We start from the raw sequence: 24,398 nt of genomic DNA on the forward strand, positions 1-24,398 counted from the left end.
ATCCCCTCGTCTCGGCTCCGGGCTCAGGCGAGGCTGATTTCCCGGGTCCACTGCGGGCGCCAGTCGCTGGCGAGGCCCCGGGCGATGGCCTTGTCGAGGTAGAGGATCTCGTGCCTCCGCTTCTCCAGGAGCTTGGAGACGCACCAGCTGTCGACGGCGACGTGGTCGGTGCCGACGACGATGGCGTCGGCCTGCTTCACGTCGTTGAGGCTGCCCCCGGTGGGGCCGTTCCGCATCAGGAGCTTGCGGCCGTCGGCGATCACCAGGGTCGGCTTCATCATCTTGGCGAAGTCCGAGATGATGCCGTGGATGTCCTGGTGGAACTGGTTGCGGGGGTTGCCGAGCAGGCCGTACCAGTTCTTCAGGCAGACGGTCGCCTTGCAGAGGTTGTGGTCCTTCACCGGGCTGACGCCGATGACCTTGGTCGCCTCCTTGAAGGGGGCGTAGAACATGCTCCAGGTCCCCTTGACCGTCTCCCCGCCGATGTAGAGCTGCTCGAAGTAGCTGGACTTGGGGAGCATCAGCACGGCGCCGGCACGCTCGGCGGCCTCGCCGACCCGGGTCTTGTAGAAGCAGCTCTCGGGGTTGTTGATCGGGTTGTCGCAGACGATCACCTTGCGGGCCCCGGCGCCGAGGCAGAGCTTGACGACGGCCGAGACCGTGTCGGGCTGGGTGGTCGCCCCCAGGTCCGGGTTCTTGTCGAAGGCGACGTTCGGCTTGATGACGACCACGTCCCCCTTCTCGATGAACTGCTCGACGCCCCCCATCTCCTGCAGGGCGGAGCGGACCATGTCGAACGCCTGCTCCTCCCGGGCGGCGTACTCCTCGTCGACCGAGGCGAACGAGGAGCGGTCCGGCTGGGGGGACCGGACGACGACAAGGCTCGGTCGGCTCGGGGGGAGGGCGACCGAGTAGTCCTTCAGGCGGACCGGCGGCGGCGGCTCGACCCCCTTCATGCCCCAGGGGTCGGTGATGGCGACCCCGGCCGCGGCCGCCGCGCCGACGGCGGCGAGGCCGCCGCCGACCTGCGCGAGGAACTGCCGGCGCGGGATGGGGTCCTCGGCGGGGTTGACGCCGCCGAGCCGCTCCAGGTTCTTCTGCTGGGTCCGGGTCAGCTTCTCGCCCATGGCGATGGCCTCGTCGTTCGAGGGGCAGGCGGCGGGGTCGGGGAACGGGGGGTCGGGGGGAAGATGCCGGATCGGGGGGGAGGGATCATTCGCCCTCGGCGGGTGCGGCCTCGGCGTCCGGGGCGTCGAAGTGCGGGACGGTCTCGGGGAGGGACGAGAGGAACGCGTCGGCGAAGGCCCGGGCCGACTCCGGGTCGGAGGCGCCGTTGACGCCGCCGAAGGCGTTCCCCTTGAGGAAGATCACGTCGATCAGGCCGAAGTTCTCGGCGATGAACATGGAATCGGCCGAATCGTGCTCCACCTCCCGGATCTCGGCGTCGAATGCCTCGGCCTCGGCCCTGTATTGGTCGAAGACCTCCCGGGCCCGCCCCGGGTCGGCATAGGGGCGGATGAACGCCTGCCAGGTGAGATCGCCCTGCGAATAGCTCGCCATGAAGACGTTGGAGAGGAAGGCGTAGCCGAAGACGTCCTGCGAGACGTACTGCTCGTTCGACCGCCCGGGCCCTTCCGGCAGCAGGGTGAACAGGACGGTCGGGTCGGCCTCCTCCTCCTCGGGCTCGGCGGGGGGAGCCTCGGCCGACCCGGTCGGCCCACCCCCCTCGGAGGAGGCGAGTGCGGTCGGGGCCACGGCCTCGTCCTCGGGGGCGGAGCCGGGGATGACGTCGTTGGAGATCCGCCGGGCGAGGGCGAGGGCGAAGTCGCGGAATTCCTCCGACTCGGAGGTCGGGACGATCTGCACGTAGTACGACTTGGCGTGGAAGAAGACGCTGGTGCCCGAGGCGTATCCGGCGGTCCCCAGCTCCAGGGGCTCGACCTCCTCGGGGCGCTCGGTGCCGTACTTGCCCAGGGCGTTGAGCGGGTTGGACAGCTCGAAGATGTAGAGCTGGACCTCGTTGGCCGGGTTCCCCTCGGGGTGGTAGAAGGTGTAGGCCATGCCGACCACGTCGTACTGGACGAAGCTCTCGGCCCGGCCGTCGATCTTCTCGTAGAGGTTCCCGGCGTTGAACGATTCGAGGTAACGCTCGCCGGACTGGCCGATCTCCCAGCCCTCAGGCAGGTCGGACAGCGGCAGCAATGCGGCCAGCTCGCGCTGGGGCTCGGGGACTTGGGCCAGCTCGGCCTGCAACTCGGCCGGGGTCAGGCCGGGCCCGGGGGGGGCGGCCGGCGGGGCCCCGGCGGCGACCGCCTGGGCGCCCCAGTCGAAGCCGGGGGGGGGCATCATGTAGGGATAGGGCATGGTCGGCGGGGCGTTGCGGGCCAGCTCGATCGGCGGGGCGGTCTCGTCGAGCAACTGCTGGGGGGCGTCGACGCCGACGGCCTTGCGGATCGTCGCCAGCGTCTCCAGGACCTCGGGGATGGCCTCGGCGGTCGGCGGCGAGGTCGCGGCGGCGGCCCTCAGGCCGATCATCGCCTCGTCCACGGCCTTGACCCCCTCGACCAGCAGCCGCCGCTCCTCCTGGAGCCTCGTGAACTCGCGCTCGGCGGCCTCGGACAGCTCCCGGGCGTTGCGGTACTGCCGCCCCTGCTCGACGACCGACCACGTCTCGTTGGGGTCGAAGGCGTAGCGGTCCTCGTCGAAGTGCTGGCTCTTGACCAACAAGGCGAGGATGATCCCCGGCACCCCCATCACCAGCGCCATGCCGCAGACGACCGACCACCACTCGGGTCGGCGATACGATCGCCCCCGCCGGGTGTTGAGGTATTCCTTGCGACCGAGCAGGACGAATGCGATCGGGGTCGTCGCCAGGGCGATCACGCAGGACAGGGCCGCGAGAGCCCAGAGCGGGTCGGCCAGGAACCAGTCCTGGAGGACGGAGAAGGAACCGGTCGGCTGTTCCATCCTGATTCGCTCGCTCAAGCTCGGCCCGAGGTTGGCGTGTCGGCATAGGCCCCGAGCTGCATTCTAGTTGGACCACGCTCGATCATGCAATCGGCATTCCCGGCTCGGCCCGGCCGGTGACGACGGGCGGGGAGCGTCAGGCGAATCTCCTCCCCAGACGTCCTTCCCCCGTCGAGCCGGATGCCGGACACCGACGTCCCTCGGACGATAGGCGGGCATGAGGGGCGTCGACGGGAGGCTCCGCCCGGTGACATTCCGATGAATTCAGGATGCGCCGATTGACGCGGCCCCGCGGATGGATATCCTTCGTATTCGGGCCGATCCGCGGCGATCGGCCCCGATCAGGGACCAAGCGAGGGCCGATCGAAGCGATGCGTACCCGAGACGAAGCATCCACCCTCCACCTCCCCCTGGCCCCGGCCATCCTGGCCGTGCTGCTGGCCGGATGCGGCGGCGAGCCCACCCGCTGGGACGAGGCGCAAGCGGAATCGCGACGGGCCGGGCCGGCGGTCGCCGAGGAGGCGACGGCCGGCTCCGAGCTCAACGAGTTCTTCCCCGAGGACGAGGGCACCCTCGACGTGGTCTTCACCCAGGAGAAGCCCGGCTTCTCCCAGGCCGACCTCGTCGACGACGGGGAGACGGTGGCGACGCTCTCGATCTTCGACACGACCAGCAACCCCGAGGCGGCCGGGAAGTTCGCCGACTCGGATGAGGAGCTGGACGGCCACCCGATGGCCCAGTCCGGGAGCATGGGCACTGCCCTCCTGGTCGGCGACCGCTATCAGGTCCAGGTCCGCTCCGTCGACGCCGACTTCGACCGGGCCCGCCGCGAGGAATGGCTCCGGAAGTTCGACCTGGCCGACCTCGCCGCCAAGCCCTGAGGCCCCGCCCTCGGGCTCGCAGGCCCCGTGGCCGGCCCCTGCGCGACCGAACCGCACCCACCGAGACCCACCCCGATGAGCGCCTCGATCTTCAAGCTGGTCGACGACCTGCCCGAGAACAACCTGACCGTCCGCATGCTCCGGGCGCTCGATTTCGTCGCCCCCGGCCAGTGGACCAACCTCGTCGGCTTCGAGCGCACCATCAAGGAGCTCACCGGCGAGAAAGACGAAGCGATGGTCCAGAAGGTCGGCGAGCGGGCCATCCACCTCTACAACGACAAGGGGCAGGGCTACCGGAATGCCGTCTGGCTCTACGGCACCGCCGAGGCGATGAGCACGATGATCGGCGCCGCCTCCCTGGCCGACAAGGTCGGCGAGAGCTGGAGCATGCTCCGGTTCATCCGCTGGCTCACCCCCAAGGCCGACCGGGCCCAGGCGCTGGACTTCGGCATCAAGACGGTCATCGAGATGCTCGCCTTCTGCAAGATCAACGGCATGCCGGGCGACCACGTCGGCGACTTCGTCAAGGCCCTGGGCCATTACAAGGACGAGGCGCTGATGCGCATGGCCGCGCTGATTTGCGTGGACGGCCTGCTCCCGCTCGGGCCGGACTTCCTCGACAAGGCCATCGACGCCGTCAAGAAGGGCTCCAAGACGCTGGAGGAGCATGAGGCCTTCCGGCAGATCGAGGGGCTGATCCCCGGCAGCCATGCCAAGAAGGTGGGCGTGATGCGGGAGACCGTCGAGGGGGTGAGCGGCTGGATGGGCAAGTTCGCCAAGAAGCACCACCTGACCCAGCAGTCGGTCGCCGATCGGCTCGAGGGCTTCGTCGAGGGGGCCGAGGGGAAGCTCGACTACCTCGCGGCCTTCATCGACGTCTCCACGAACTACTACGAGCACACGGGGATCCAGTCCGTCGCCCGCAGCCTGATCCTCCGGGCGGTCAACGAGGTCTGAGCCCGGGAAGCGCCGGGGCACCGCCGGGCGCGGGCCCGTAGGCCCTGCGACGGCTCAGGAGAACAGGGACTCCACGAAGGCATCGGGGTCGAACGGCTGGAGGTCGTCGATCCCCTCGCCGATGCCGACGAACTTCACGGGCAGATCGGTCTGCTGGCGGACGGCGACAACGATGCCCCCCTTGGCGGTGCCGTCGAGCTTGGTGAGGATGACGCCGGAGCAGTCGATCGACTGGGTGAAGAACTTCGCCTGCTGGATGGCGTTCTGGCCGTTGGTGGCGTCGAGCACGAGCAGGGCCTCGTGCGGGGCCCCCTCGATCTTGCGGGAGATGATGCCCCGGACCTTCTCCAGCTCCCTCATGAGGTGGGCCTGGGTGTGGAGGCGGCCGGCGGTGTCGACGATCAGGTAATCGACCTTGCGGGCGAGGGCCCGGTCGCAGGCGTCGTGGGCCACGGAGGCCGGGTCGGCGCCGGGGTTGCCCCGGACGATGTCCGAGCCGGAGCGCTCGGCCCAGATGGCGAGCTGGTCGGCGGCGGCGGCCCGGAAGGTGTCGCAGGCCCCCAGCAGGATCGAGTTCCCCTCGTCCTTGAGCCGCTGGGCGAGCTTGGCGATCGAGGTCGTCTTGCCCGAGCCGTTCACCCCGGCCACGAGGATGACCGTCGGGTTGGTGGTCGCCTTCGCCAGCGCCCCGGCCTTGGGATCCTGGAGCAGGGCCTTCATCTCCTGCTTCAGGAAGTCGAGCAGGTCCTCGTCGGCCGTCTTGTCGGCGAACGCCTCCCGGACGCGGTCGATGAGGATCTCGGTCGCCTTCACCCCCACGTCGGCCCGGATCAGCTTGGCCTCCAGCTCGTCGAGGAAGTCCTGGTCGACCTTGCGGCCGAACCAGGAGCGGACGTCGAACAGCCTGGCGGTCCGGGCGAGGCCCTTCTTGAAGCGGTCGAGGATGTCTTTGAAGGCCATGATCGTCGGTCGGGGGTCGCGGGGGGTGGGGGCAATCCGGTCTCGGGTCGGTCGTCGAGGGCCGGGGGCCGGGCCCCCGACGCCGGGACGATCGATCGATTGTACGCGATCGACCCCTCCGTTGCCCGGCCGGTTCAGGCGAGTTCGATCCCCCCGCTGTCCAGCTCGGCGCGATACCGCTTCGCCTCGTCCTCGTCGAAGCAGCAGAAGGTGACCTCCCGGGGAAGCTCGTGGGCCCGGAGGAAGATCCGGACGGCGTCGATCGCGATGGCGCAGGCCTCATCCTTGGGGTAGCCGAAGATGCCGGTCGAGATGCAGGGGAAGGCGAGCGTCTCGATCCCGTGCTGGTTGGCGAGCGTCAGCGACTCCAGGTAGCAGGAGCGGAGCAGGGCGGCCTCCCCGGAGCTGCCGCCCTGATATCTCGGGCCGACGGCGTGGATGACGTGGGGGGCGGGCAGGTCGTAGCCCCCGGTGATCCGGGCCTGGCCGGTGGGGCACCCTTCCAGGGTCCGACATTCCTCCATCAGCTTCGGCCCGGCGGCCTTGTGGATCGCGCCGTCGACCCCTCCGCCCCCGAGCAGCGTCTCGTTGGCCGCGTTGACGATCGCCCCGACGGCGAGCGAGGTGATGTCCCCCTGGACGACTCGGATGCGGTCGTTGGTCGGGTCGGACGACATGGGGAGGCTCTCCGGGGTCGGTCGGGTGGGGCGAATGCCCGAGATCGAGTCGAGGGGATGGGATCAGCCCCGGCCGGCGAGCGACCGGAGCCGGTCGAGGTCCGCCGTCGGGGTGGCGATGGCGCCGACCCAGCGCCCGGGGCGATCGGGGGCGTGGAAGTCAGACCCGGCGATCGGGACGAGCCCGAGCCGATCGGCGATCCCCCGCCATCGGGTCGATCGACGACGGTCCACGCCGGGCCCGTCGACCTCCAGGGCCGCGAGGCCGGCGTCCCGATAGGAGGCCAGCCGCTCCATCGACAGATCATAGGGCGGATGCGGCAGCCCCGCAACGCCGCCGGCCCCCCGGATCAGCGCGATCGCCTCGGCCACCGTCGGCCCCGGCTTGGGCACGGCGGCGGGGCCCTCGTCGCCGAGGTACTTCGAGAAGACGAGCCGGTGCGAGGCGACCTGTCCCGTCCGGACGAGGGAGTCGGCCAGGTGTTTCCGCCCCAGGGCCGATCGGGGGAAGGTGCGACGGAGGGCCTCCGGATCCACGACCAGGCCGAGTTCCCCGAGCCGCTCGATCATCCGGTCCAGCCGCTCCCGACGGGCGGCACGGAGGGCGTCGGTGGCCGACCGCAACGCGGGGTCGTCGGGGTCGATGAAATGGCCGAGGACGTGGACCTCCCGGCCGTCGTCCAGTGCGCCCAGCTCGACCCCGGCGATCAGCTCGACGCCGACCCGTGCGGCCTCGGGCCGGGCGATGCCGACGGCCGAGAGGGTGTCGTGGTCGGTGATCGCCACCGCCGAGAGGCCGACGGCGGCGGCGGCCCGGACGACCTCGCCGGGGGAATAGGTGCCGTCGGAGTGGGTCGAGTGGACGTGCAGGTCGGCGCCCCGGTCGGCCCGGGGCAGGGGGCGGGGCCGGGGGCGTCTCCGGCTCATGAGGGGTCGGGCTCGGGGCCGGGCTCGGCCTGGGAGTCGGGGGGCGCCTCTTCCGCCGGGGCGTCGGGGTCTGCGGGCGGGGTGCCCCCCCGGGATTCGAGGGCGGGCCCCTGGAGGCGGTCGAGGATGCCGTTGACGAACCGGCTCGACTGGGCGGTGCTGTACCGCTTGGCCAGCTCCAGGGCCTCGTTGATGACCACCTTCACCGGCGCCTCGGGGCGATGGAGCAGCTCGAAGGCCCCCAGGCGGAGGATGTTTCGGTCGATCGCCGCCATCCGCTCCAGCGACCAGTTCTCGGCCACCTTGCCGATCAATTCGTCGAGCCGACGCTGATTGGATCGGACGCCCGAGATCATCTCGTCCGCGTAGCGACGCAGCTCGGGATCGCGCAGGCGGCGGTGGATGAACCCTCTGACCTCCTCGGGGGGGATGTCGGGGTTCTGCTCCAGTTGGTAGAGGACTTGAAGCGCGATCTCTCGTCCTCGGGTGCGTCGAGTCATGGTCGGCCGGGTTGCCGGGTCGGTGGTCGGTCGGTCGGCGACGGACCGGTCGGGGGGCTCCGTCCGCCCCTCGTGCTCCGCGACCAATCTTAGCCGATCGCTCGTCCCCCCGTGAAGGGCGCGTGCATCGCCCGCCTCCCGGCCCCGGGGGCGGCCGGGCCGATCCCCGGGAGGGGGGCGGGGCGGTTCGGCCCGGACGGCGGGGGATGGGGCGGCGGGCGCGACCCTAGGCATCGGGGGCCGATCCTGGCATGATCGATCGGGAGCCGGGCCCGGGGGGACTGCGACTGCCCGCCCGGGAGCCGACGGGCCTCGCGACCGACCGGGGCCGATCCGAAGCCGCCAGGAGCCCGACCACGCCATGACCCACCGCCGACTCGCCGCCCTGCTGATCCTCCTGCTCTGCCCGACCACGGGCGGGGCCCAGCACGCCACCGGGGACGCCTCCGACCCGATCGGGGCGATCGACGCCGAGTTCGCCGAGAAGTTCCGGGGCCTTGAACGCGAGCGGCTCTCGAGGCTCGCCGAATTGGCCGGGACGTCGGAGGGGCCACAGGCCGTCCGGGCGTACGAAACCTACTTCCGGAGCGCCCTCGGCGCCGGGCTCTACCAGGAGGCCGAGCCGGTCGCCCAGCAACTGCTGAGCGACGGCGCCCCCTCGCCGGTGGTCCGCTACCTGGCCGAGGTCGCCAACGTCATGGCCGAGGCCGACCGGGGGGACTTCGAGCAGTCGTTCCAGAGCATCATCACCGCGGCCCAGGCCGGCCGTGACGCGAACGACGACGAGGCCGCGCTGGCCCGCCAGGCGCTGCCGGCCTCGGCCCGCCTCTCGCTGCTGGACACCTATTACCAGCGACTCGTCCAGGCCGGGCAGTACGAGATCGCCCGCAAGGCGTTCGACACCATCAAGCGGAACGCCCACGAGGGGGGCGAGCCGTCGGTCGTCGAGTACCTGGACCACCGGATCCGGCAGCTCGACATGATCGGCCGACCGGCCCCGAGCTTCGAGGGCCACGACGTCGACGGCCGGCTCGTCCGACTGGGGGACTACGCCGGCAAGCCGGTCCTGCTGGTCTTCTGGGCCACCTGGCACCGGCCGAACGTCGAGCAGGTCGCCTGGATGAAGGAGGCGATCGGCCCGTACCGCGACAAGGGCCTGCAGATCATCGGCGTCAACCTCGACTCCATGTCGGAGGCCAACCGCCCGATCGCCGAGGTGGCCCCCGAGGTCCGACGCTACGTCCTGGAGTACAACATCCCCTGGCCGAACATCATCAACACCCGGGGCGACGGCGACATCTCCGACGCCTACGGCGTGACCGAGATCCCGGCCAACGTCCTCATCGGCCGCGACGGCCTCATCTCCGCGCTCGACCTGAGCCAGTCGACCTTCGCCCGGGAGGTCGACAAGGCCATGGGGGCCGGGGCGGAGTGACCCGGCAATCCACCTCGGCTCCCCTCCCCCCTGAACCGGGGGAGGGGGGAGCGTCGACTCGGATCGGCCGACGGGCGCCGACCCTCAGTAAGGCGGGGGCGGCGGGGGCGTGCTCCCCTGCGGCTGCTGGGCGACGCTCCGCTCGGCGGACTGTGCCAGCCCGTCGTAGAGCGACAGCAGGAACAGGTGGAAGGTGTCGGCGACCCGGGCCGTCGAGTTCTCCCGGACGAACTGCAGCGCGGGCTGGCCGTAGTCGAGCAAGGCCTGGCGGGCCCCGGCGACGGAGGAGACGCGGGCGAACCCCATCGCCTGCTCTTCCTGGACCACCTCCGTGATGGCCGAGTCCGCCCGGTCTCGCTGATTGACCAGGTCTCCGGAGATCGGCGCGTCGGCCGGCCAGACGACCCGGTCGTCGTCGTTGACGAAGCTGGAGAGGTCCATCACCGGCCTCGGGACGGCCGGTCGCCCGGCGGCCGGGGCGTTCACCGGCTCGGCGGCGTTGGCGACGTCCGAGGCGGTGGCCCGGGTCCCGGGGATCGGCGTGCCCCGTCGGCGGCGGTCGACGTCGATCCCCCGCATCGACTGGATGTCGTATCGAGTCTGCATCGCGACCTGCTCTTGCCGGTAGCCGAAGCGGTCGGGGGTGGAGAGCGAGGTCCGGTTCAGTGCCTCCTGGTCCATGCCGGCCCGGGTCACCGCGACGCGGTCGAGGGTGCTGACCGACGGCGGGGTGTAGGGGTGCAGGAACGCGCCGTAGCCCCAGCCGCCGAAGCCGCCGAAGCCGAACTGGGCGTCGGCCCGTCCCGAGGCGACGAGCACCAGGGCGAGTGCGGCCAGCGAGGCCCGCGCGAGGGCCCGGCTCGATCGGGGAGAGGTCCGGGGCTGGAGCGTCGTCATCGTGTTGCGGTCCCGTCGGCGTCTTGGGCGATCCGTCGAGGAGGTCTTCGGCCGCTCCGAGCGACTCCCGGCACATCCGAGGCCGGTCGGCCCGGGCCGACCGGCCTCGCTCGCGCCGTCGCCTCCAATCATAGGTCTCCCGGGACCGATCCACAACGCCGACGACCGGGGTCGAAGGGGGTCATCGGGCCGGGGCCGGGCCGCCCTCCTCCCCCCGGGCCTCGGCGATCGCACCGGGGTCGGGGTCGGGGCCCCGGCCGAAGAGGAGGTAGAGCACCGGCAGGGAGATCATCGTCAGGATCGTGGCCGAAGCCATGCCGAAGACGACGACCGTGGCCAGCGGTCGCTGGACCTCGGCCCCGAAGCCCGTGGAGAGGGCCATCGGCAGGAACCCGAGCGCCGCGACCGTGCCGGTCATCAGGACCGGGCGGAGCCGCTCCAGGGCGGCTTCCCGGATCGCCTCCGCCCTGGGCATCCCCAGCCGCATCCGGCCGTGGACGGCGTTGATCAGGACCAGCCCCATCAGCATCGACGCCCCGTTCAGGGCGATGAACCCGACCCCGGCCGAGATCGTGAACGGCATGCCCCGCAGCCAGAGCCCGAAGACCCCGCCGTTGGTGGCGAAGAACAGGCCGGTGAAGATCAGCAGCGCATCCCGCAGCGAGTTGAACGTCAGGTACAGCAGGCTCATCGTCAGGATCAGCGAGAGCGGCACCACCAGGTTCAGTCGGTCCCGGGCCCGGATCAGGTTCTCGAACTGGCCCCCCCACTCGATCGCGTAGCCGGAGGGCAGGGCGACCTCCGAGGCGATCCTCCCCCGGGCCTCCTCGACGAAGGTGCCCACGTCGCGGCCCCGGACGTTCGCCTGGACGATGATCCGGCGCTTGCCCCACTCCCGGGGGATGGCCGCCGGGCCGACCTCGTCCTCGAACCGGACCAGCCTCGTCAGGGGGAGCCGGGCCCCGTCCGCGGTGGGGATGAGGATGTCCTTCAGGGCGTCGGGGTTGTCCCGGTAGGCCTCCGGCAGTCGGACGACCAGCGGGAACCGCCGGCCCCCCTCCTCCTCGAAGATCTCGCCGACCGTCGAGCCGCCGACCGCCTCGATCGCGTCGAGCACCACCCGGGCCGGGACGCCGTGCCGGGAGACGGCCTGGCGGTCGACCGCGATCCTCATGACCGGCAGGCCGGTGACCTGCTCGACGCTCACGTCGGCCGCGCCGGGGATCTGCTCGACCACCCGGGCAATCTCCGACGCCTTTGACTGGAGCGTCTCCAGGTCGTCCCCGAACAGCTTGATGCCCAGGTCGGCGCGGATGCCGGCGATCATCTCGTTGATCCGCTGCTCGATCGGCTGGCTGAAGACGGCCTCCATGCCCGGCAGCTCGTCGACGACCTCGGCCATCTGGTTGACCAGATCCTCCTGGTCGACCGCCCGGGTCCAGCCCCCCCGCGGCTTGAGGGTGACGAACACGTCGCTCAGTTCCAGCCCCATCGGATCGGTGGCGACCTCGGCGGTGCCGGTGCGGGTCCAGACGTCGTCGATCTCGTCGGGAAACTCCTCCAGCAGGATCTGCTCCAGCCTCGTCCCGTAGCGCTGCGACTCCTCCAGGTTCACGCTCGCCAGGCGGACGGTGTTGAAGACGAGGGAGCCCTCCGCCAGCCTCGGGATGAACTCCGAGCCCAGCCCCAGGCCGATCCGGGCCGCGACCAGGGTCAGCAGCACCAGCGCCCCGAGCGTCGGCATGGGGTTCCGCAAGGCCAGGTCGAGCAACGGGCGATAGAGGGCGTGGGCGACCCGGTCGATGATCGTCTCCTTCTCCGACATCCCCTTGCTCAGGCCGAAGGAGGCGAGCACCGGCATGAGCGTCAGCGACAGGACCATCGAGCCGAGCAGGGCGAAGATCACCGTCAGCGCCATCGGCCGGAACATCTTCCCCTCGACCCCTTCGAGCGTGAGGATCGGCAGGTAGACGACCATGATGATCAGCTCGCCGAACATCGTCGGCTTGCGGACCTCGACGGCGGCGTCCCGGACGACCTCCAGCTTCGGGCGGTCGGTCCGGTCGTGCGAGAGCCTCCGCACGCAGTTCTCGATCATCACGACCGAGCTATCGACCACCAGGCCGAAGTCGATCGCCCCGAGGCTCATCAGGCTGCCGGCGATCCCCACCCGCTGCATCATCGAGACGGCGAAGAGCATCGACAGCGGGATCGCGGCGGCGACGATCAGCCCGGCCCTCAGGTTGCCGAGGAATGCGAAGAGCACGGCGATCACCAGGATCGCCCCCTCGAACAGGTTCTTCTCCACGGTGTGCAGGACCCGCGCGATCAGGTCGGTCCGGCGGTAGACCACCTTCACGTCCACATCCGGCGGCAGGAGTTGCCGGACGTCCGCCATCGCGGCCTCCAGCGCATTGGTCACCTCCCGGGAGTTCTCCCCCATCCTCATGAAGGCGAGGCCGAGGACCACCTCCCCCTTGCCGTGGGCGGTGGTGCCGCCCCGTCGGATGGCGTGGCCGATGTCGACCTCGGCCACGTCCCGGACCCGGATCGGCACGCCGCCGACGGAGGTGATGACCACGTCGGAGATGTCCTCCGTCGTGTGCAAGAGCCCGACCCCCTGCACCAGGTGGACCTGCCCGGCCTGGTCGACCGGCCCGCCGCCGACGTTGGTGTTGTTCTCCCTCAGGGCGAGCGTCAGGTCGTCGAAGGTCAGGTGGTACTTGGCCAGCTTGTCGGGGTCGACCTTCACCTCGTACTGCTTGGCGAAGCCCCCCAGGGTGTTGATCTCGGCCACGCCCGGCACCCGGATCAGGCGGGGGCGGACGACCCAGTCGTGCAGCGTCCTCAGCTCGGTCAGGTCGTAGGCGTCGCTGGTCAGGTAGTAGTGGTAGATCTCCCCCAGGCCGGTGGCAACGGGCCCCATCTGGGGGGGGTCGATCCCCGGAGACAGGCGCAGGTTGGAGAGGCGTTCGGTGATCTGCTGCCGGGCGAAGTAGATATCGGTCGCCTCGTCGAAAATGGCCACCACCTGCGAGAGCCCGAACTTGGAGATCGACCGCACCTCCTCCAGGCCCTTCAGACCGCCGAGCGCCAGCTCGACCGGGTAGGTGACCAGCAGCTCGATCTGCTCCGGGGTCATCGACGGGGCGACGGTGTTGATCTGCACCTGGTTGGGCGTCGTGTCCGGGAAGGCGTCCAGCGGCAGCCTGAGCGCCGAGTTCACCCCGACGAAGACGAGCAGGCCGGCCAGCAGCAGGACGACGACGCGGTTCTGCAGGCTGAAGTTGATCAGGGCGTTGAGCATCTCGGGGGCCTCCGGCGGCTGAGTGGGGGTGGATCGGCCGTCAATCGCCGACGAGCTCGTCCCGACGCAGTTCGGTCATCAGCAGGAAGGAGCCGGTGCTCACCACCTCCCGATCGGCGTCGAGCCCCCAGGTCACCTCGACCATCCCCGGCTCAGGGAGGTCCCGGATCTCGACCCGCTGCGGCACATAGGCCCCGTCCTCCCGGGCGAGGAAGACCAGGCCGACGCCCGGGGCGAAGTCCTGCACGGCCGACCTCGGCAGCACGACCGCCTCGCGCGGATCGCCGACGACGATCGTCCCCCGGCCGTACTGCCCGGCCCGGAGCTGCCGGTCGGGGTCCTCCAGCACGCCGAGCACCCGGACGGTCCGGGTCCCCGGATTCACCGAGGCCTCGACCCACTCGACCTCGCCCTCGGCTTCCAGGCCCGGGAGGCCGGGAACCTCGAAGGTGACCGGCTGCCCCGGCTCCACGAGCCGGTAGTCCGACTCCGGGATGTCGATCCAGACCCAGAGCTTCGACAGGTCGGTGAGCTGGAACATCACCGTGTTCTGCTCCAGCGCCTCGCCGACGACCGCATGCAGCTCGACGACCGTGCCGTCGATCGGCGCCACCACGTCCAGCAGCGAGGAGGTGTCCCGGTCCTTGGTGATCCGGGCCAGGTCCTCGTCGTCCAGGCCGAGATTGCGGAGCTTCTGGCGGGCGCCGAGCAGGTCGGCCCTGGACTTGTTCAGTTGGGCCCGAGCCTCGACCTCGTTGGCCCTGGGCAGGGCGTCCTTGGCCGTCAGCGACTCGGTCCTCCGGAGCGTCTCCTCGGCCAGGTCGACCATCGCGCGGACGGCCAGGTAGTCGGCCTTGGCCGAGCCGACCTCGGCCGAGTCGACCACCGCCATCGTCCGGCCCGCCTCGAAGCGGTCCCCGTGGTCGGCGTTCACCTCGCGGACGACGCAGCGGACCCGGGGGGTCACCTCGGCGAAGAGGTGGGAGTCGTAGGCCGTCTCGGCGTTCCCGGCGACGCGGTCGACGACCGTCCTGGACTCCGACCGGACCGTCTCCAGGCCGATCCGGGCCGCGACCTCCGCCGACCTGAGCCGGACCACCGGCAGCACCCGTCGGGTCGCCGGCCCCTCGGGGGCCGGGTGGGAGGCGTACCAACCGTCGTCGATCGTCTCCTCATCCGCGACGGCAGAGGAGGTGTCTCCCTCCGGACCGGCGGCCTCCTGCTCGTCCCCCCTGAGGATCGGGATGGGGAGCAGCTCCGGGGCCACGATGACGACTCCGACGACGACCATCGCGGCGACGATCGCGACGGTCGGCAGCCAGGACAGGACGAGGCGCATGGCGGATTCCCTCCGGCGTTGGGGCGGGGTGACTCCCCGGCCAGGGCGGATGAAGATGGGGTGGGGTCGATCCAGCGGGGATGGACGGGGATCCGGGCCGGGTCGGCGATCAACCGACCGGCCGGCAGCGGGGGAGGGAGGGAGGGCGCCTCAGCAGCGGAAATTCTGGAGCAGCGCGCGCACCGTCATCGCGTCAAGTGGCACGGGTGGCGGGGTCGGCGGCCGGGCGGCCCGATCGGGCAGGAGGCCGGCGAGGCCGACCGAGCAGAGGGGCACCGGCGGTCCCGGGTCGGTGAGCTCGACCCCGGTCCGGTCGGCGGGGGGGCAATCGGGGCAGGTCGTCGAGGTGGCCCCGTCGCACATGCAGGCGCCGGCCTCGGAGGCGCGATCCTCCGGGTTGGTGAGGTCGTCCGAGGGGACCGACTCGGCCCCCCCCCAGGCGAAGAGCGATCGCGTGGGCATGTCGTGGACGTTCTGCCCCGTCAGGCACGGGCAACAGATGATCCGGACGACCAGGTACAGGTGCAGCAGCACCGCCACGCGAGGCATGGGGGACGGACCTTCCCGGGCTCGTGGGGCCTCCCACGATGGCAGATCGGCACACCCTTACGATAGCCGCCCCGGGCGGGCAGTCAAGCGCGGGCGGCGGGGGACTTGTCCCGCCCCGGGGCGGCCACTAGACTCGGGACCATCCTCGGACGAGGCCCCTCCCATCGGGGCCCTCCGACGCGACCCAACGCCATCCTCTTCCTTGCGGCGCGAGACCCTGCGATGCCCGAGTTCTTCCCCGACGTCCCGAAGATCCCCTTCGAAGGCCCCGACTCGAAGAATCCGCTGGCGTTCAAGCATTACGACCCGGACGAGCTCGTCGGCGGCAAGCCGATGAAGGACCACCTGCGGTTCTCCGTCGCCTACTGGCACACCTTCACCAATCCCCTGGCCGACCCCTTCGGCCCCGGCACGGCCCTCCGGCCCTGGGACGACGGCACCCCCACCGTCGAGAACGCCTCCCGGCGCGCCCGGGCCGCCTTCGAGTTCCTGGAGAAGCTCGGCGCCCCCTTCTACTGCTTCCACGACCGCGACGTCTCCCCCGAGGGGAAGACCCTCAAGGAGACCAACGCTAACCTCGACGCCGTCGCCGGGGTGCTGAAAGAGGAGCAGCAACGCACCGGCGTCACGCTGCTCTGGGGCACGGCCAACCTCTTCAGCAACCCCCGATACATGCACGGCGCCTCCACCAGCCCCAACTTCGACGCCTTCGCCTTCGCCGGCGCCCAGGTGAAGAAGATGATGGAAGTCACCAAGGAACTCGGCGGCGGCGGCTACACCTTCTGGGGGGGCCGGGAGGGCTACTCGACGCTGCTCAACACCGACCTGAAGCGCGAGCTGGACCACCTCGGCCGGTTCCTGAACATGGCCGTCGACTACAAGAAGGCGATCGGCTTCGACGGCCAGTTCTACATCGAGCCCAAGCCGATGGAGCCGACCAAGCACCAGTACGACAGCGACACCGAGAGCTGCCTGAACTTCCTCCGCACCTACGACCTGCTCGGCCACTTCAAGCTCAACCTGGAGACCAACCACGCCACCCTCGCCGGCCACGAGATGCAGCACGAGCTGCGGATGGCCGCCGCCTCCGGCGTGCTCGGCTCGATGGACGCCAACACCGGCGACCCCATGCTCGGCTGGGACACCGACCAGTTCCCCACCAACATCTACCTGACCGCCACCTGCATGCTCGAGGTCCTGGAGATGGGCGGCTGGACCACCGGCGGCATCAACTTCGACGCCAAAGTCCGCCGCGAGTCCTTCGAGCCGGTCGACCTCTTCCACGCCCACATCGGCGGCATGGACGCCTTCGCCCGGGGCCTGAAGATCGCCCACAAGATCCGGGAGGACGGCCGCCTCTCGAAGTTCGTCACCGACCGCTACGCCAGCTGGGACTCCGAACTCGGCCGCAAGGTCGAGTCGGCCCGGGCCACCTTCGCCGACCTGGAGTCCTACATCCTGCCCAAGGGGGACGTCACCCCCAACGTCAGCGGCCGCCAGGAGATGCTGGAGAACCTCATCAACGAGTTCATCTGATTTCGGCGATCGAGATCGACCCGGGCCGGAGGCCGCGCCGCCCCCGGGCGGCCTCCGGAGCCTCGGACGCCAGTCCCGACGCCTTCCGGCAGAGGCTCAGGCCGACCGCCGCCAGCCCGCCGAGCTTGAACGCCAGGACCAGGGCCCCGTCGATCTTCAGGTCGAATGGCTGCCACCAGAGCAGCAAGTACGCCATCAGCAGGTGGACCGCCGCCGGATCCCGGCGGTCCCAGACGGCCAGGGCCGCCAGGGGGAGGAAGAACAGGTTGTAGTCGCTCGCCATCGGCGGCACGAACGTCGCGGCGGCGACGACCCAGAGCATCAGGGGCCAGAGCAGGCGCGCATCCGCTCCCGACCGGGCCACTCGCCAGCACACCAGCCCGACTAGGGGCAGGATGACCGCCGCCGCCATCGCCGGGCCGGGCAGCCCGGCAAGGTCGGTCAGGTCCCAGTAGGTCCAGAACGATCGCCAGCAGCCCGACAGGGAATGATCGCAGGGGTGGATCGCGTCCGACCGCATCGCCTCGGCCATCGCCACGCCGGCCTTCATGTTCTCGAACGAGGCGAGCAGCCATTTCAGGTCGACCAGGCCGATGATCGCCCCCGCCCCGACGAACCCGCCGACCGCGTGCCATCGCCGGAGCGCCAGGAGGCCGACCAGGACCAGGCCCGGGTAGTATTTCACATAGGCGGCGACCACGAAGAGCAGGCCCGCCAGCAGGTCGAGCCCCCTGGTCCCCCTCCGCATCGCCGCGACGCCCCCGGCCAGCAGCGGCAAGACGAGGACGTCGCACTGTCCCCGCTCCATGGCGAACAGGACCGGCGTGCTGAAGAGGACCGCCGAGAGCAGGACCGTCAGGGGGACCGGCTGGAGGCCGAGCTCCCGCCTCGTCCTCCAGGTCCTCACCGTCGCGGCGATCGTCAACGCGGCGATGCCGACGAGCCAGACCGCCACCGCCTCCCGGATCCCCATCAGGCTCGTCCAGGTGAAGAGCCGGGGCACCAGCGGCGGGTACGGGAAGGCGAGCCAGGAGACCTCCGGCTCGTATGGGTTCCTCCCCTCGGCCCAGATCCGGGCGGTCCGGGCGATGTGGAAGATGAAGTCCCCGCCCAGGACGTGCATCTCGGGGACCCAGAAGTCCTCCCCCTTGTCGAGCCGGTTCTCCAGGTAGCCGTCGAGCCACATCGAGGCCCAGCAGCAGAGGAGCACCGCCCCCAGCACGGTCCCGGCGAGACGCCAGGGCGGGCGTCGGCCGGGGGGATCGGGAGCGTCGGCCCCGGGGACGTCGCCCCGGCTGGGGCTCGAGGGGAGATGGTGGCCGGGCATCGACCTCGGACCTCCGATCAGGGTTCGACCGAACCGAGGGCCCGAGGCGTCCGATCGCGTCGGGACGGTCTCCTCCCGAGCGTCTCGGGGGACCAGGCCCGGGATTGGAACAGGACGGGCCGGGGCGGTCAACTCGGGTCGAGTCGAGCCGCCCCGGCCCCGGAGATCTCCCGAGGGCGACGCCGGTCAGGCGCCGCCGGCGGGGTTACGTCGGGCGTTCAGTAGCTGCACGGCCCGGTAGTCGTGGCTCCCCGGGCCCCCGGAGAGGCCCTGGACGCCCGGGGTCCGGCCCGGCCCCAGCCTCGGCCGATACGGGGCACCGGGGGTGCCCGGGGGCACCACCGGCCCTCGCTCCAGCCTCACCCGCTCGGCGAAGAAGGCCTGGTCGGCGGCGCCCGGGGAGACCGCCGGGTTGAGGCTATTGTCGATCAGCCCCTCGACCTTGGCGTTGATGTAGCCGCTCGGGACCACCAGGTCACCGGCGCTGCCGAAGACTCCTCCGAACGGCTGGACCGAGGCGGCGAAGATCGAGTCGAACACGTCGCCCGCCACCCGGACGGTCATCTGGCCCCCGCCCCCGGCGGTCGGGACCCCGGTCGTCCCGCTCGCGGGCGAGTAGCCGGCCAGGACCGTCGTGTTCACCACGTCCCCGCCGAGGGCGATCGACCCCGCATTGCCCCCGACCAGGACCGACGAGGCGACCGCCCCCCGGTTGGCGTTGAGCTGCTCCATCTCGCCGGCCTGGATCGCCACGGTGTCCATGCCCAGGCCGAAGAGCGCCGTCCGCACCCCTTCCAGGGCCGAGATGCTGACCTTGTTCGTCTCGCCGCCGATGAAGAAGTTCGTCAGGCGGGCCTCGATGCCGCTGACCTGGACCGAGAGGTTCGTCGCGTTGCCGCCGACCCGGAAGCGGCCGATCGCCCCGGTGGCCACCTGGCTGCCGGCCACCTGGGGGGCCGCCGAGATGATCGTCGTCCCGCCGGGGTTGTCCCCCTGGAAGATGCCCGAGTCACCCAGGTCGAGGGTGGGATCCCCCTCGATGCTGTTGGCCTGGAAGACGTTGAGCCGGCCGGAGACGTTGAAGGTTACGGTGTCCTGGGTGTCGTCGTCGTCCTCGCCCGCGGCATCCTGGTTGGCCGTCACCACCCGGTCCAGGACGATGCTCGTGCCGACCCGGGCCGGCAGGCCGAGGGAGACCGTGAAGCGGTCCGACCGGTTGTTCCGCGGCAGCGCCTGGGCCGGGTCGGTGCCGAAGAAGGCCGTCGTGTCCACCCCGCCGAAGTTGAGCGTCGCCACCCCGTCGGGGATGCTGATCATCCCCTGCACCTGCGCGGTGTCCCCGGGGCTGGTGTCGCCCAGCCAGAAGTCCGGCATGTCGATCGCCAGGATCCCGACCCCGATGCCCGGCCCCGGCGGCGCGCTCGCCGGCGAGACGAGGTTCTCGAAGAAGACCCGGCCGTCCCCCCCCGGCGCCCGCTGGACGGCGCCGATGAGGCGGGTCTCTCCCGGATTGGCCCCCTGGTAGGTGATCGTGTCGATCAGCCCCGCCTGGCCGAGCGGCACCGGGGTCACCCCGTCGGCTCCCGGCTGGTTGACCACCTGCAGGGCCCCGGGGCCGACCAGCCGCAAGGTCCAGGTGTCCCCGTCGACGTCCACCCCCCGCAACACGGTGGTGAGCAACTGGCGACCCTCCAGGGATTCGGCCCCCGGACGGCAATTCAGAGACCGACGGCGCTTCGACGTCGACATGGAGACGCACTCCCTGAAGGAGGGGAACCTCGTCCGGGGCGGGAGGCCGGCGGGGCCCGGCTCGCCCCGGCGGGCCCCGATCGGGCTCGCCGGCGGCGGCCGGGCCCCACGGCCCCCCCATTCCCCATCCGGCCGCCGCGGCCGCCCCCCATCGCGTTGCGCGGCCGGGACGGCCGTCGTCCGCCCCCGGCGGCCTCCGACTTCTCCCTTATGGTCGGCTCCCGATCGGCCCCCCTTGAGCAAAATCGTCCCGATCGCCACCATCGGCCCGTACGATCCATGTCGGGAAATCGCCCCCACCCGCCCCTTCCAATGCGTGCTGGCACGCATACAATGGGCCCATTCGTCCCGGGCCAGGAGGGCCTTGAGAAGAAGGCCGAAGGCCGCCGGACGATCCGGGGGCCCGGGCCAGAGGAGGGATCGATGAGTCCGAGCTCACCGAGCCGGAGGCGGCCGGCGGTGCAGATCACCGACGCCCGGGCCGCCCGACTGCACCGGATGGCCCGACTGCTGGACGAGGGGCCCAGGGACCGGCCGGAGCTGCTCCAGGCGCTCCAGGTCGGCCTGCGGACGTTCTACCGGGAGCTGGAGCTGCTGAGACGCTGCGGGATCAAGGTCCGTCTGGTCCGCAAGCAGTATCAGCTCCAGGGATCGCTGGCCCAGGCCGAGGCCCGCCTACCGTTCCCCGACCCCCGGCTGAGCTTCGCCGAGATGGCGGAACTGGCCTCCTACGGGGGGCCGGCGGCCCGCCGGATGGCCGACCTGCTGAGGCGGGTGCTCGACGAGTCGGCCGGCACGCCGCAGGCAAGCGGGGGCGGGAAGGGCTCCTCCCCGAAAGGCCCCGGGAGGCCCCGGAAGTCGTGATCGGGAGGCGGATTCGAGGCCGACCGGGTCGGCTCAGCCCCGGTGGGGCTGGAGGGCGTCCCAGAGGGCCCGGTAGTAGCGGAGCAGCCGGTCGGGCTCCGGGCTCTCGGGGATCTCGGCCAGGGTGAACCCCTCGTAGCCGGACCGCTCGAGCAGGCCGAAGAGGGTCCGGTACGGGTAGCCGCTGTGCAGCTCGTTGATGTGGACCAGGCCGATCCGGTCGCGGACCATGGCGAATGCCGGCTCGATCGAGCCGTCGATCAGGTCGGTGGGGTTGGAGTTCCAGCAGACCTTGACGTTGGGGTGGTCGGCCTGCCGCATGATCTCGGCGAAGGCGGGGAAGCTCGACGTCCGGGGGCCGTGGACCTCGACCCGGATCTCGACGCCGAAGCCCTCGCCATACTCGCCGACCTCGGCCAGGGCCTCGCCGATCTGGCGGAAGGTAGCATCCGGGTCGGCCCCGTCGGGGATGCCGTTGGGGCGGACCTTCACCCCGGGGGCCCCCACGTCGTGGGCGAGCCGGAGGTACTCCTTGGTCCCCTCGACGTTCCGGCGGACCTCCTCGGGGTCGGCCGAGTGGAACTCGAAGGCGCTTCCCAGGCCGACCAGGACCAGCGGGGAGTCGGCAAACCGGGCCCGGACCGCCTCCCGCTGCGCCCCGGAGAGGCCGACCTCGACGCCGTGGGCGTGGGTCGTCCGCAGCTCGATCCCCTCGAACCCGACCCGGGGGAGGCGGTCGAAGATCTCGTCGAGGGTCCAATCCCTAGCGATGTTGTAGGAGACGGTGCCCAGGCGGAGCATGGGAGGGGACCCCTGGGGGAGGGTGAGGGTCATCGGGCCGACCCCGACAGGATCCGGCCCCCGGGGCCGTCAGTCAATGAACTGGAATTCCTTGGCGTTGACCAGGGCCCAGAGGATGTCCTCGAAGGCCTCCCTCGCCGCGTCGGGCCGGGACTCGACGTGGAAGGCGGCGGTCGCCAGCTCGCTGTCGGAGGGGTCCCGGCCGAAGGCGAGGCGGAACAGCCCTTCGACCTTCTCCTCGACCGGCCTTGGGTCGGCGGCCAACGCGGCGGCCCGGCCGGAGTCGTCGGCGAGGCGGGACTGGATGTCCGTCGAGTTCAGCAGCATCAGGCTCTGGCTGAGGCTGGCGTCCCCCACCCGCTCGCACTCGCAGGCCGTCTCGCGACGGGGGCGGCCGAAGGTGTCGAGGAAGTCGGATCGGACCGATTCGTCGGGCAGCTCGATCGCCCGGGTGCCGGCGGGCAGGCCGTCGAACCGGTTGGGCACGCCGGTGACGCGGGCCATGGCGTCCAGCAGGACCTCGGCGCCCATCCGCTTCGGGTAGAACCGGGCGAAGCTCTGGGTGTCGTCGGCGTTGGTCCCGTTCGGCAGGCTGGAGAGGCCGTAGAGCCGGCTGTTGCAGATCGTCCGGATCAGGTGCTTCAGGTCGTAGCCGCTGGCGACGAAGTCGTCGCAGAGGGCCTCCATCAGGGCCGGGTTCGTGGCCGGGTTGGTGGCCCTCAGGTCGTCGATCGGCTCGACCAGGCCCCGGGAGAAGAAATGGGCCCAGTAGCGGTTGACGACCGCCGGGGCGAAGAAGTCGTTCTCGGGATCGGCCAGCCAATCGACCAGGGCGTCCCGGGGGTCCTCGGTCGGGGGCACGGCGATCGGCGCCGGCTCTCCCAGGCCCCTCGGTTCCATCACCTGGCCGGTCTTGGGGTTGGGGACCTGGCCGCTCCGCCTGGTGAAGATGACCAGCTCGTCCCGGCCGTCCTTGCCGGCGGCCGTCGAGTCCTTCCGCCCCACCCGGCCGAAGAAAGCGGCGAAGCCGTAGTAGTCGTCCTCGCTCCAGGCCTCGAACGGGTGGTGGTGGCACTTGGCGCACTGGAGCCTCATGCCGAGGAAGACCTGGGCGGCGTCGTCGACGAACTGGTCGGGCTGCGTCAGGTTGCGGTACCAGGCCGTCGCCGGGGCGGTCTCGGGGGTGCCGCTGGCGGCCAGGATCCGGCGAGTGAACTCGTCGAAGGGGGTGTTGCGGTCGATCTGGCGGCGGATCCAGTCGTAGAAGCGATAGGTCGAGCGCTGGTAGCTCGCGTTGCCGCCCCGCTTGTTCCGGAGGATCTCGGCCCACTTTACGGCGAAGGTCGCGGCGTACTCGGGCCGCCCCAGCAGCTCGTCGACCAGCCGGGCCCGCTTGTCGGGGGCCTCGTCGGCGAGGAAGGCGTCGACCTCGGCCACCGTCGGCAGGGTGCCGGTGATGTCCAGCGCGGCCCGCCGGATGAACTCCTCGTCCGAGCAGACGTCCGAGGGGGTGAGCCCCAGCTCCCGCCACTGGGCCAGGGCCAGCTCGTCGACGTAATTCGACGGCTCGAAGTCGATTGCCTCGGCGACCGGGCCACCCCGGGGGACGGTCGCCCGGAAGACGGCGACCTGCCCCTGATACCGGGCCATCACGGCGGCCATGCCGGGCAGCTCCCCGGCGCGGACCCTCCCGCCGGACTCGACCGCGGCGACATCCGAGACGTTCGACTCGTACTGCGTCCACCGGGTCACGTCCTCGGTGGCCCCGTCGGTGTAGACGGCGGTGACGAGCAATTGCTGGTCGGCCCCCCGGGAGAGGACCCGATCCGGCGGGTGGACTTCGATCCGGGCCACGGTCGGGGCATCCGGGGCCCCCTCGGGCATGCCCTCGGCGATCCACCGGCGGATCAGGTCGTACTCGTGGGAGCCGGGCTCCAGCTTCTTGCCGCCGCCGTGGGGCACCTCGGCCACGGCCTTCGTCAGCAGCAGGCTCCGCTCGGGGGCGGTCGGGAAGACGCGGCGGCCCCGGCCTTCCTTCACCAGCGTCTCATAATCCAACTCCGGCTCGAACCCGAGCAAGGAGAGCCGGAACCCGTTCTGTCCCCCCGACTTGCCGTGACAGCCGCCGCCGTTGCAGCCGAGCTTGGTGAAGATCGGCACGACCTGGTTGGCGAAGTGGATCGGCGGAGGGTCGGCGAACCGCCGGACCTTGACCGGCACCTCGACCCGGTCGCCCCCCACCTCGACGATCACCGAGGTCTCGCCGTCCCCCCGGGCGGAGATCATGCCCGACGCATCGACGACGGCCACCCCCTCGTCGCCCACCGAGAAGGAGGCGGAGGAGGTCCGATCTCGCCCGTCCTCGACCCCCTCGACGGCCAGTTGCTGGACGGCGTCGGGGCCGATCAGCACGGCGGCGTCGGGGACCGCCCGCAGCGAGGGGGATGCCGAGGACGACGCCCCGGCCGGGGCGTCGTCCTCGGCCCGGAGGCCGTCGGGGCCGATCGCGGCCAGGGTCAGTCCGATCGTCGTCGCGGCGATCCAGCTGCGCATCGCTCTCCCTCCTCGGCCCTTCCCGACCGGCCCCGGGCGGGATCGATCAATCCCCCGACTGTAATCCCGCCGCGGGGCGGAGGCAAGGCAATTGTTAAACCGAAATCCATCAGCCCCGCCCCCGTGGGCCGCGCGGAGAACCCGGGGAGCGGCCCGGGTGTCCCTGGACGGC

General features: G+C 71.1%; 19 protein-coding genes. 5 read left to right on the top strand and 14 right to left on the bottom strand.

The window, feature by feature from the left end:
- Positions 1 to 23: 23 nt before the first annotated feature.
- Both ElP_RS08945 and ElP_RS08955 read right to left on the bottom strand, forming a co-directional pair.
- Entirely contained in the window at positions 24 to 1,127 is a 1,104-nt protein-coding gene (locus tag ElP_RS08945) for a DUF362 domain-containing protein (protein WP_145268490.1), read from the bottom strand.
- An 85-nt stretch (positions 1,128 to 1,212) separates the two neighbouring features.
- A complete protein-coding gene (locus ElP_RS08955; protein ID WP_145268492.1) occupies positions 1,213 to 2,967 on the bottom strand; it encodes a DUF6599 family protein in 1,755 nt (584 codons plus the stop codon).
- Positions 2,968 to 3,338: 371 nt separating this feature from the next.
- Between ElP_RS08955 and ElP_RS08960 the strand changes: the two genes are divergently transcribed.
- Together ElP_RS08960 and ElP_RS08965 are read left to right on the top strand one after the other, a co-directional pair.
- Entirely contained in the window at positions 3,339 to 3,848 is a 510-nt protein-coding gene (locus ElP_RS08960) for a hypothetical protein (RefSeq protein WP_145268494.1), read from the top strand.
- A 75-nt stretch (positions 3,849 to 3,923) separates the two neighbouring features.
- Entirely contained in the window at positions 3,924 to 4,805 is an 882-nt protein-coding gene (locus ElP_RS08965) for a hypothetical protein (RefSeq protein ID WP_145268496.1), read from the top strand.
- A gap of 54 nt (positions 4,806 to 4,859) precedes the next feature.
- On the opposite strand, the gene ftsY is transcribed toward ElP_RS08965, so the two are convergent.
- The 4 genes from ftsY to nusB all read right to left on the bottom strand — a co-directional run bounded on the left by ftsY (position 4,860) and on the right by nusB (position 7,869).
- Positions 4,860 to 5,765 (bottom strand): signal recognition particle-docking protein FtsY, encoded by a 906-nt coding sequence (ftsY, locus tag ElP_RS08970; protein ID WP_145268498.1) that lies wholly within the window; start codon positions 5,763 to 5,765, stop codon positions 4,860 to 4,862.
- Between the two features lie 134 nt (positions 5,766 to 5,899).
- Positions 5,900 to 6,442 (bottom strand): O-acetyl-ADP-ribose deacetylase, encoded by a 543-nt coding sequence (locus ElP_RS08975; protein ID WP_145268500.1) that lies wholly within the window; start codon positions 6,440 to 6,442, stop codon positions 5,900 to 5,902.
- Positions 6,443 to 6,505: 63 nt separating this feature from the next.
- Positions 6,506 to 7,369 (bottom strand): PHP domain-containing protein, encoded by an 864-nt coding sequence (locus ElP_RS08980; RefSeq protein WP_145268502.1) that lies wholly within the window; start codon positions 7,367 to 7,369, stop codon positions 6,506 to 6,508.
- Positions 7,366 to 7,869 carry a transcription antitermination factor NusB gene (gene nusB, locus ElP_RS08985; protein ID WP_145268504.1) on the bottom strand — a complete coding sequence of 168 codons (504 nt, stop codon included), beginning with the start codon at positions 7,867 to 7,869 and terminating at the stop codon, positions 7,366 to 7,368. The genes ElP_RS08980 and nusB overlap by 4 nt, the downstream gene beginning before the upstream one ends.
- A gap of 361 nt (positions 7,870 to 8,230) precedes the next feature.
- On the opposite strand from nusB, the gene ElP_RS08990 reads away from it, so the two are divergent.
- Complete coding sequence (locus ElP_RS08990) at positions 8,231 to 9,304, top strand: peroxiredoxin family protein (RefSeq protein WP_145268506.1); 1,074 nt, start codon at positions 8,231 to 8,233, stop codon at positions 9,302 to 9,304.
- Between the two features lie 84 nt (positions 9,305 to 9,388).
- Here ElP_RS08990 and ElP_RS08995 read toward each other — a convergent pair whose 3' ends face one another.
- The 4 genes from ElP_RS08995 to ElP_RS09010 all read right to left on the bottom strand — a co-directional run bounded on the left by ElP_RS08995 (position 9,389) and on the right by ElP_RS09010 (position 15,396).
- Complete coding sequence (locus ElP_RS08995; protein WP_145268508.1) at positions 9,389 to 10,201, bottom strand: hypothetical protein; 813 nt, start codon at positions 10,199 to 10,201, stop codon at positions 9,389 to 9,391.
- Positions 10,202 to 10,382: 181 nt separating this feature from the next.
- The gene (locus ElP_RS09000) at positions 10,383 to 13,508 is read right to left on the bottom strand and encodes an efflux RND transporter permease subunit (protein WP_145268510.1); all 3,126 of its coding nucleotides are present in this window, start codon (positions 13,506 to 13,508) and stop codon (positions 10,383 to 10,385) included.
- A 40-nt stretch (positions 13,509 to 13,548) separates the two neighbouring features.
- Entirely contained in the window at positions 13,549 to 14,847 is a 1,299-nt protein-coding gene (locus ElP_RS09005) for an efflux RND transporter periplasmic adaptor subunit (protein ID WP_145268512.1), read from the bottom strand.
- 150 nt (positions 14,848 to 14,997) lie between these two features.
- Positions 14,998 to 15,396 (bottom strand): hypothetical protein, encoded by a 399-nt coding sequence (locus tag ElP_RS09010; protein ID WP_145268514.1) that lies wholly within the window; start codon positions 15,394 to 15,396, stop codon positions 14,998 to 15,000.
- 222 nt (positions 15,397 to 15,618) lie between these two features.
- On the opposite strand from ElP_RS09010, the gene xylA reads away from it, so the two are divergent.
- A complete protein-coding gene (xylA, locus tag ElP_RS09015; RefSeq protein ID WP_145268516.1) occupies positions 15,619 to 16,932 on the top strand; it encodes a xylose isomerase in 1,314 nt (437 codons plus the stop codon).
- Here the strand turns inward: xylA and ElP_RS09020 are convergent.
- A complete protein-coding gene (locus ElP_RS09020) occupies positions 16,925 to 18,259 on the bottom strand; it encodes a glycosyltransferase family 87 protein (protein ID WP_145268517.1) in 1,335 nt (444 codons plus the stop codon). The two genes, xylA and ElP_RS09020, sit on opposite strands and share 8 nt — an antisense overlap.
- Before the next feature lie 186 nt (positions 18,260 to 18,445).
- The gene (locus ElP_RS09025) at positions 18,446 to 19,939 is read right to left on the bottom strand and encodes a hypothetical protein (protein ID WP_145268519.1); all 1,494 of its coding nucleotides are present in this window, start codon (positions 19,937 to 19,939) and stop codon (positions 18,446 to 18,448) included.
- 492 nt (positions 19,940 to 20,431) lie between these two features.
- Between ElP_RS09025 and ElP_RS09030 the strand changes: the two genes are divergently transcribed.
- Positions 20,432 to 20,872, top strand: a complete 441-nt coding sequence (locus ElP_RS09030) for a hypothetical protein (RefSeq protein ID WP_145268521.1) — start codon at positions 20,432 to 20,434, stop codon at positions 20,870 to 20,872.
- Between the two features lie 33 nt (positions 20,873 to 20,905).
- Here ElP_RS09030 and ElP_RS09035 read toward each other — a convergent pair whose 3' ends face one another.
- Together ElP_RS09035 and ElP_RS09040 are read right to left on the bottom strand one after the other, a co-directional pair.
- Complete coding sequence (locus ElP_RS09035) at positions 20,906 to 21,706, bottom strand: sugar phosphate isomerase/epimerase family protein (RefSeq protein ID WP_231749590.1); 801 nt, start codon at positions 21,704 to 21,706, stop codon at positions 20,906 to 20,908.
- Between the two features lie 36 nt (positions 21,707 to 21,742).
- Positions 21,743 to 24,226: a DUF1549 and DUF1553 domain-containing protein gene (locus ElP_RS09040; protein ID WP_145268523.1), complete on the bottom strand. Its 2,484-nt coding sequence runs from the start codon at positions 24,224 to 24,226 to the stop codon at positions 21,743 to 21,745.
- Positions 24,227 to 24,398: the final 172 nt, after the last annotated feature.

The sequence above is a fragment of the Tautonia plasticadhaerens genome (assembly GCF_007752535.1).
Classification (GTDB): domain Bacteria; phylum Planctomycetota; class Planctomycetia; order Isosphaerales; family Isosphaeraceae; genus Tautonia; species Tautonia plasticadhaerens.